This is a genomic window from Gammaproteobacteria bacterium (genome assembly GCA_022340215.1).
Taxonomy (GTDB): Bacteria; Pseudomonadota; Gammaproteobacteria; order JAJDOJ01; family JAJDOJ01; genus JAJDOJ01.
Window position 1 is genome coordinate 24,548 of the sequence record JAJDOJ010000248.1, and the last position, 6,635, is coordinate 31,182.

Sequence of the window (6,635 nt, forward strand, 5' to 3'; positions counted from 1 at the left end):
GTCGTCGTGGTGGATTCGGGTGGCGGAATGCCGTTAGGAGATAGATCCGCCCCGCAGTTCGCCGGCGCGAATCCCGATCAGGCGTATGTGTCGGTGCAGGTCGAATCGTTGCAGGCAGCTCTGTGCAGCGTCCCCAATGACCGCTGCACTTCGGGTGTATCCGGTCAGTGTGGTCCCGTGGCTGCGGGTCTCGAAATCCGCATATCGCAGCTTCACCGTGATCTGACGGGTCTCGAGCCCGTCGTCGGCGAGCTTGCCGGCAACCGACCGGGAAAGCCGTCCCAGGGTCGCCGCCAGTTGCCCGGCCTCAGAGACGTCGTGCTCGAAGGTGGTTTCCCGGCTGACCGACTTTCGCCGCCGTTGCGTGACCAGGGGCCTTTCATCGATTCCGTGCGAGGCGCGTGCGAGATAACGTCCCTGCGATTCGCCGAACCGCTCGATCAGGAGCGCCGCCGGCATTGCCGCGAGGTCGCCGATGGTGCGCACACCCACTGCGCGGAGTTTCTCCTCCGTCCTCGGTCCCACCCCCCAAAGCTTTCTGACCGCCAGCGGCATGATGCGCGTCTTCAGGTCCTCTCGTTTCAGAACCACCAGTCCGTCAGGCTTTTCCAGGTCGGAGGCGATCTTCGCGAGCAGTTTGTTGGGCGCCACGCCCACCGAGCAGGAGAGCCCGGTCCGCTCGCGGATCGCCCGCTTCAGGGCGTGTGCGGTGGCGACGGCGTCGCCGTCCAGACCGGTGAGGTCGAGAAAGGCCTCGTCGATGCTCGTTTCCTCCACGACTGGCGAGAACTCACGGAGTATCGCTTTGACTCGGCGCGACCAGGCAACGTAAAGGGGCATGTCCACGGGCAGGAACACCCCCTGCGGACAGTGTGCGCAGGCCGTGCGCAGGGGCATCGCGGAATGCACGCCGTAGCGGCGGGCCTCGTAGGACGCGGTCGAAACGACTCCCCGTCGCGACGGGTCGCCCCGCCCGCCGACGATGACCGGCTTGCCCCGGAGTTCCGGGCTGCGCAGTCCCTCGACCGCGGCGAAGAAGGCATCCATGTCGACGTGCAGGATTCGTCGGGAGTTCCGCAGGGCTGTAGTCGTCGTTTCGCCGGTGATCGAATCGGCCGGCGGCGCATCCCGATCTTGTTCGGCCCAGGGTGTGAACGGTTCACGAACCGAATCCGAATCGACGTCCAGTTCGCGCTGACCGCTCCCGGTAAGGAATTTCCGGAGTTTCGATCTGTCCAGAGCCATGGTAACTATTCGTCCACAGGGTTGTGGGCAGAGTCTCTGCGAACCGTAACGCCGGTTCGCCGGTTTCTTTCCCGGACTCGCCCTGACGGGATCTCTGTCTGCGGTCGACAACCAGGCACGATTGGGTCCGAAGCTGGATTCCAGCAGAAACACGTAGCGCAATGCGCCTGAGAAGGCTGTCAATTATAACAGCAATTAAACTGCCGGACGGTCAGTCTTTCAACAGCGATTGTATCGCGGGTGGGACCGGGGAATCGGGATAATCCCTGACAAAGGCCTCGAGCATCGCGCGCGCGCGCGCCATATCCCCCGTCTGCATCAACCGCTCGATCTCGTGGAGTCGTCGGGCGGCCGAACTCGAATCGTCTACTCGCACCTCCGCTTGCGGCATCGCCTGGTCTGTGAGGGCGGGGGCATAAGGGCTCCCCGGTTCACTTTTCCGCAATGCTTCGAGCGGAACGGCACGTTCCGACCGGGGGGCAGCAACGGGAGGGGAGGCAGCGTCGTCGGCGCCCGGCGCCAGGGCCTTCCCGGCATCGCGTTCGCGCGAAGGCGCAACGGTTTCAGGGGACAAGTGTGTCGTCTCCGCCGGAGCAGGAACAGGAACCGATCGTCTGGCCGGCACCTCCGGAGGACCGTCGGATCCCTGTCGCAGCAGCGGAACCAGGATCACGGAAATCATCAGGACCGCGGCAATGGATACCGGCACGGTCCAGCGACCGGAGAACGGGCCCGCCACTCGTGGCCGCGACCTGACCGCGCGTCTCGACGCCGCGAGGATTTTCGTGTCCAACTCGGGGCGCGGCTTCTCTTGGGGAGTTTGATGGTACAGCGAGGAGACCATGGGGTCTTCGTCGTCGGGGACCGGTTTCCGAGGTCTGTCGCTCATATCGTGATTACCCCAGTCCGTCCCGCAGCCGTCGCACGGCATAGCGCAACCGGCTCTTCGCGGTCTCCTTCGATACCCCGGTGGCGACGGCGATCGCTTCGACCCCCAGTCCGCCCTCCTCCCGCAGCAGGAAGGCCTCCCGCTGCGGCCCCGGCAGTCCCTTCAGCAGCTCGAGCAGGCGTTCGACGAGGAGCCGCGAGTGGGTGCGCTGATCCGGCGTTTCGGAAGCGGCACCTGGCAGGGTTTCCGGATCCGTACGCCCGGTGGACTCGTGCAGCGCGGCGCGGTTGCCGCTGCGGCGATAATGGTCCACCAGCTGGTTGTGTGCCAGGGTGTAGAGCCAGGTGCCGAACCTCGCACGGGGTTCGTAACGTTCCCGGGCCTTGATCAGTTTCATCCACACGTCCTGGAACAACTCCTCGGCGAGGCCCTCGTTGCCGCACTGTCGAAGGAAATACCGGTACAAAGCCCCCTTGTGGCGGGCATAGAGCGTCTCGAACGCAGCGGCATCACCGTCGCGATACCGCTGCATGAGTTCTTCGTCGCCCGGTTCCTCGTCCATCAATCGCTGAGCATAGATGCGCGGCTACCGCGACGCCACGGGTTCGGGGGTCCCGAGGGCGGCCGCCAGGGATACCAGTGCGATGAACTCGCCCCGGTATCCGTGGGCATCCTCGCCCCTTGCACCACGGGCCAGCTCGAGGACCTCGTCGTACCCGAATCCTTCCAGATACCGGCCGCCCCGCAGAAGCTGCCCGAACCCCGCCACCGCCGCCGAGAAGCGGTAACGGTCGCTGGCGTCGGTCGCGGATGCGATCACCTCGGATTTACGGATCGGGTGTTCGACAAGCCGGCTTGCCTCGCCCAGGGCCTCCTTGTAGCGGACGCGCAGCATGGCCAGTTCGTCCGCGTGGCGGGTTGCAGGTTCTGCGGAGGTGCCGTATCGCAGCGGCTCGATGCGGTTACCACCGCCGCCAGTAAGGGCGATCTCGTAGAGCGCCGTGACGCTGTGACCCGCACCGATATCGCCTGCGTCCACCCGGTCGTTACTGAAGTCCTCGCGGCGAAGCGAGCGGTTCTCGTAGCCGATCAACCGATATTCGGAAACCAGCGCCGGGTTGAACTCGACCTGGATCTTGACGTCCCTGGCGATGGTACGGAGGGTCGAGCTCATCTCTTCGATCAGTACCTTGCGGGCCTCGTTCAGGGTATCGATGTAGGCGTGGTTGCCGTTACCGGCATCGGCGAGCTGTTCCATCAGGTGGTCGTTGTAGTTACCGGCGCCAAATCCCAGGGTCGTCAGGGAGACACCGCCCGCGCGCCGTTCCTCCACCAGGTTCTTCAGGGCCTCAAAGTCGACGGTGCCGACGTTGAAGTCACCGTCGGTGGCGATGATCACGCGGTTGATGCCGTCCTTCACGTAACCCTGGGCGGCCATAGTATAGGCGAGGCGTATCCCCGCCCCGCCATTGGTCGAACCACCGGCGGCAAGCCCTTCGATCGCTGCCATGATCTCGCCCTTGCGATCTCCTCCGGTGGGCTCCAGCACCACGCCGGAGGCCCCAGCGTAGACGACGATGGAGACAGTGTCGCGCTCGCGCAACTGGCGGGTGAGGAGCTTGAGCGCCGATTTGAGCAGTCCCAGCTTGTTTTCGGACTGCATGGAACCCGAGACGTCGACCAGGAAGACCAGATTGGCCGGGGGCAGTTCGTCGCGGGGGATGTCGTAACCCTGTATCCCGATATGCAGCAGGTGCGTGCGCGGGTTCCAGGGGGCCGGGGCGATTTCAGAAACCAAATGAAACGGCGTGCCTTCGTCCTTCGCTGCGGGATAGTCGTAGTCGAAGTAGTTGATCATCTCCTCGACCCGCACGGCGTCCCGCGCCGGCAGGCGCCCAGCGTTGAGGATCCGTCGCGCGTTGCTGTAGGCGCCGGTGTCGACATCGATACTGAAGGTGGACACCGGCGTCTCCGCGGCCCGCTTGAGCGGATTGTCGTCGAAGTGCGCGTAGTTCTCCCGGTCAACGGGTTCGGACGGGGGACGTATGCCCGGCATCGTGGCGACTGCGGTGGCGAACTGCATCCGATCCGCGTGTCTCCCGGTAGCCCCCATAGGGGCATCGGCCGGCTCCGTTATCGTGCCCCTCGCTTCCGCGAGAGGAGTTTTTTCTGCCTTGCCGGGCACGGTTTCGTCCGGGCGTGGGTGCCGGCGCGTGTCCGCCGTCGCCCGGTCCGCCGGTGCATCGGCATCCGGCCCCTGAGACGTGTCCGGCGCCGGTGCGTCGGTCGGGGTTCGAGATGCGTTGCAGGCCGCCATGGTGGTCGTTATCGCCACTGCGAGGAGCAGCGCTGGAATTCCGATGGGTTTCATCGTTTTCACTCCTGAAATGAACGGGTGTTTCGGTTTGAGAGGTGGTGCCTCTCGGCCCCGTCTCCTGATGGTGTAAACGCAGAAGAACCGCAAAGGGGTTAACCGGAATGGCTCTGACTTCGGCGAAGCTGCCCCGGGGTATTCGATTCGAGGGATGCCGTGAATCCATCCCTGGAGGCTCGACTGCAGCATCCATGCTGCAGACGCCCTCGTATCGAATACCCCGGGGCAGCTTCAATTCCTGCGTGGCTCCCTGACGGATTAACCGTCCGTCGAGCTACCGAAACCGGCGGTACCTCGCCCTTTGCCCAGCGGTATTTCCGGACATCGTTTTCTCTCCTGTCGACCGCGCGGCAAGCCGTCGATGTCAGCGCCCGACGTGCCGCGCGAAGGAGAGTTTTGTCGTACACTGGCCCAAATGCGACGGCAAATGGCCAGCCCATATTTCGCGGGCGGCGGGAAAGCCGGTGGCGGCGACTTGAGGTACCGGGGATCATGTTGAGAAGACTCGCTCTGGGTGGCTTTTTCGGCGGGGTCGTCATGTTCGTTTGGGTCGCGGTATCGTGGCTGACCCTTCCATGGCATAACGCCACGCTCCTGAAGTTCTCCGACGAAGTGGCAGTGGCGGCAATCATCACCGCAAACGCGCAGCGCAGCGGCGTGTACCTGCTGCCCAATCCGCAGAAATTCGCGCCGGAAGCGGGCGAGGCGGAGCAGTTGCGCCATTTCGATGAAGCCTCCGCGCGGATGAAGCAGGGGCCCCTGGTGTTTGCATCCGTCAAGCGGGAAGGGGCAAACCTCGACAATCCGGTGCCGTTCATCCTCTCGCTCGCCACAAGGGTCATCGCGGCTTTGCTGATGACGGGGCTGGTGCTGCTATGCGCTCGCCCGGGTTATTGGCAACGCGTCGCCTTCGTCACGTCACTGGGCGTGCTCATGGGATTGATGGCGGTGTTTCCCTGCTGGAACTGGTGGAAGTTCGATCCCGTGTTCACCCTGGTAAATTTTGTGGACTATGTGATCCAGGCCCTGCTCGCCGGAATGGTCATTGCCGGCATCGCGGGTGAACCCGCAGAGGCGGATTGAGCAGGCCCCAGACGTATGGCGGTGTCCGTGGCAGACAGGGGGGCGGGCCAATGGCGTTAGCCCGGTTCCGGTTCTACGAGGAGTTGAATGCCTTCATCGCGCCGGCTCGGCGCAAGACCACCTTTTCCCATACCTTTCACCGCAAGGCGTCGATCAAGGACATGATCGAATCGTTCGGTGTGCCGCACACGGAGGTGGAACTGATCCTCGTCAATGGCGAGTCGGTGGGTTTTGATCGCATCGTGCGGGACCACGATCATGTCAGCGTCTATCCGGTGTTCGAATCGCTGGATATTTCTCCCCTGCTGCGTCTGCGCGAGCGACCGCTGCGGCGCACCCGGTTCGTTGCGGACTGCAACCTGGGTCGCTTGGCGCGTTACCTGCGGCTTCTGGGGTTCGACACCCTCTACGAAAACGACTTTCGCGACGAGCGGGTGGCCCGGATATCCGCAGACGAGGGTCGCGTACTGTTGACGCGGGACCGGCGTCTCCTGCAGCGACGGATCGTCACCCACGGCATGTATGTGCGCGAAACCGAACCGCGGCGTCAGGTTACCGAAGTCCTGCGACGACTCGATCTGGCGAGGGATGTTTCGCCCTTCTCGCGCTGTTCCCGTTGCAACGGGACACTGCAAACCGTCGAAAAGTCCGAGGTCCTGGACCGTCTCGAACCGAAGACGCGCCGCTACTACCATTTTTTCCGGCGATGCACCGACTGCGGCCAGGTCTACTGGAAGGGCAGCCATTACGACCGCGCGCAGCAGCTGATGGCATCGTTGCTCCAGGCCGGGGATGGTGATCTCCGTCGGCAGGCCCATGGTCGGTCCCGATGAGTGATCCGAACCCACAGGGGCGGGGCGGCCTCGAACGCGACGAGGTGTACGCCCGACCGCGGCAGGACCTCGTCGAATTTTCCTTCGACGAGGAGGTCGCGCGCGTCTTCCCGGACATGATTCGTCGTTCGGTCCCTGGATACGAGACCCTGAACGGGCTGCTCGGTGTGCTGGCCGAACGCTATGTCCTCGCCGGAACGAACATCTACGA

General features: G+C 64.1%; 7 protein-coding genes. 3 read left to right on the forward strand and 4 right to left on the reverse strand.

Annotated features, from left to right (window positions below):
* Positions 1–33 precede the first annotated feature (33 nt).
* The 4 genes from dinB to LJE91_17100 all read right to left on the reverse strand — a co-directional run bounded on the left by dinB (position 34) and on the right by LJE91_17100 (position 4,505).
* A complete protein-coding gene (gene dinB, locus LJE91_17085) occupies positions 34–1,245 on the reverse strand; it encodes a DNA polymerase IV (protein ID MCG6870376.1) in 1,212 nt (403 codons plus the stop codon).
* A 211-nt stretch (positions 1,246–1,456) separates the two neighbouring features.
* The gene (locus LJE91_17090) at positions 1,457–2,134 is read right to left on the reverse strand and encodes a hypothetical protein (GenBank protein ID MCG6870377.1); all 678 of its coding nucleotides are present in this window, start codon (positions 2,132–2,134) and stop codon (positions 1,457–1,459) included.
* A gap of 7 nt (positions 2,135–2,141) precedes the next feature.
* A complete protein-coding gene (locus LJE91_17095) occupies positions 2,142–2,696 on the reverse strand; it encodes an RNA polymerase sigma factor (protein ID MCG6870378.1) in 555 nt (184 codons plus the stop codon).
* A gap of 24 nt (positions 2,697–2,720) precedes the next feature.
* Positions 2,721–4,505 carry a von Willebrand factor type A domain-containing protein gene (locus tag LJE91_17100; protein ID MCG6870379.1) on the reverse strand — a complete coding sequence of 595 codons (1,785 nt, stop codon included), beginning with the start codon at positions 4,503–4,505 and terminating at the stop codon, positions 2,721–2,723.
* A gap of 495 nt (positions 4,506–5,000) precedes the next feature.
* Between LJE91_17100 and LJE91_17105 the strand changes: the two genes are divergently transcribed.
* From LJE91_17105 to LJE91_17115, 3 genes are all read left to right on the forward strand, one after another.
* Positions 5,001–5,591, forward strand: a complete 591-nt coding sequence (locus tag LJE91_17105; protein MCG6870380.1) for a hypothetical protein — start codon at positions 5,001–5,003, stop codon at positions 5,589–5,591.
* A gap of 50 nt (positions 5,592–5,641) precedes the next feature.
* On the forward strand, positions 5,642–6,424 hold the full coding sequence (locus LJE91_17110; protein MCG6870381.1) for a Mut7-C ubiquitin/RNAse domain-containing protein: 783 nt from the start codon (positions 5,642–5,644) through the stop codon (positions 6,422–6,424).
* The coding region (locus LJE91_17115) for a carboxy-S-adenosyl-L-methionine synthase CmoA (GenBank protein ID MCG6870382.1) at positions 6,421–6,635 on the forward strand (215 nt) is incomplete at its 3' end. The genes LJE91_17110 and LJE91_17115, both read left to right, overlap by 4 nt.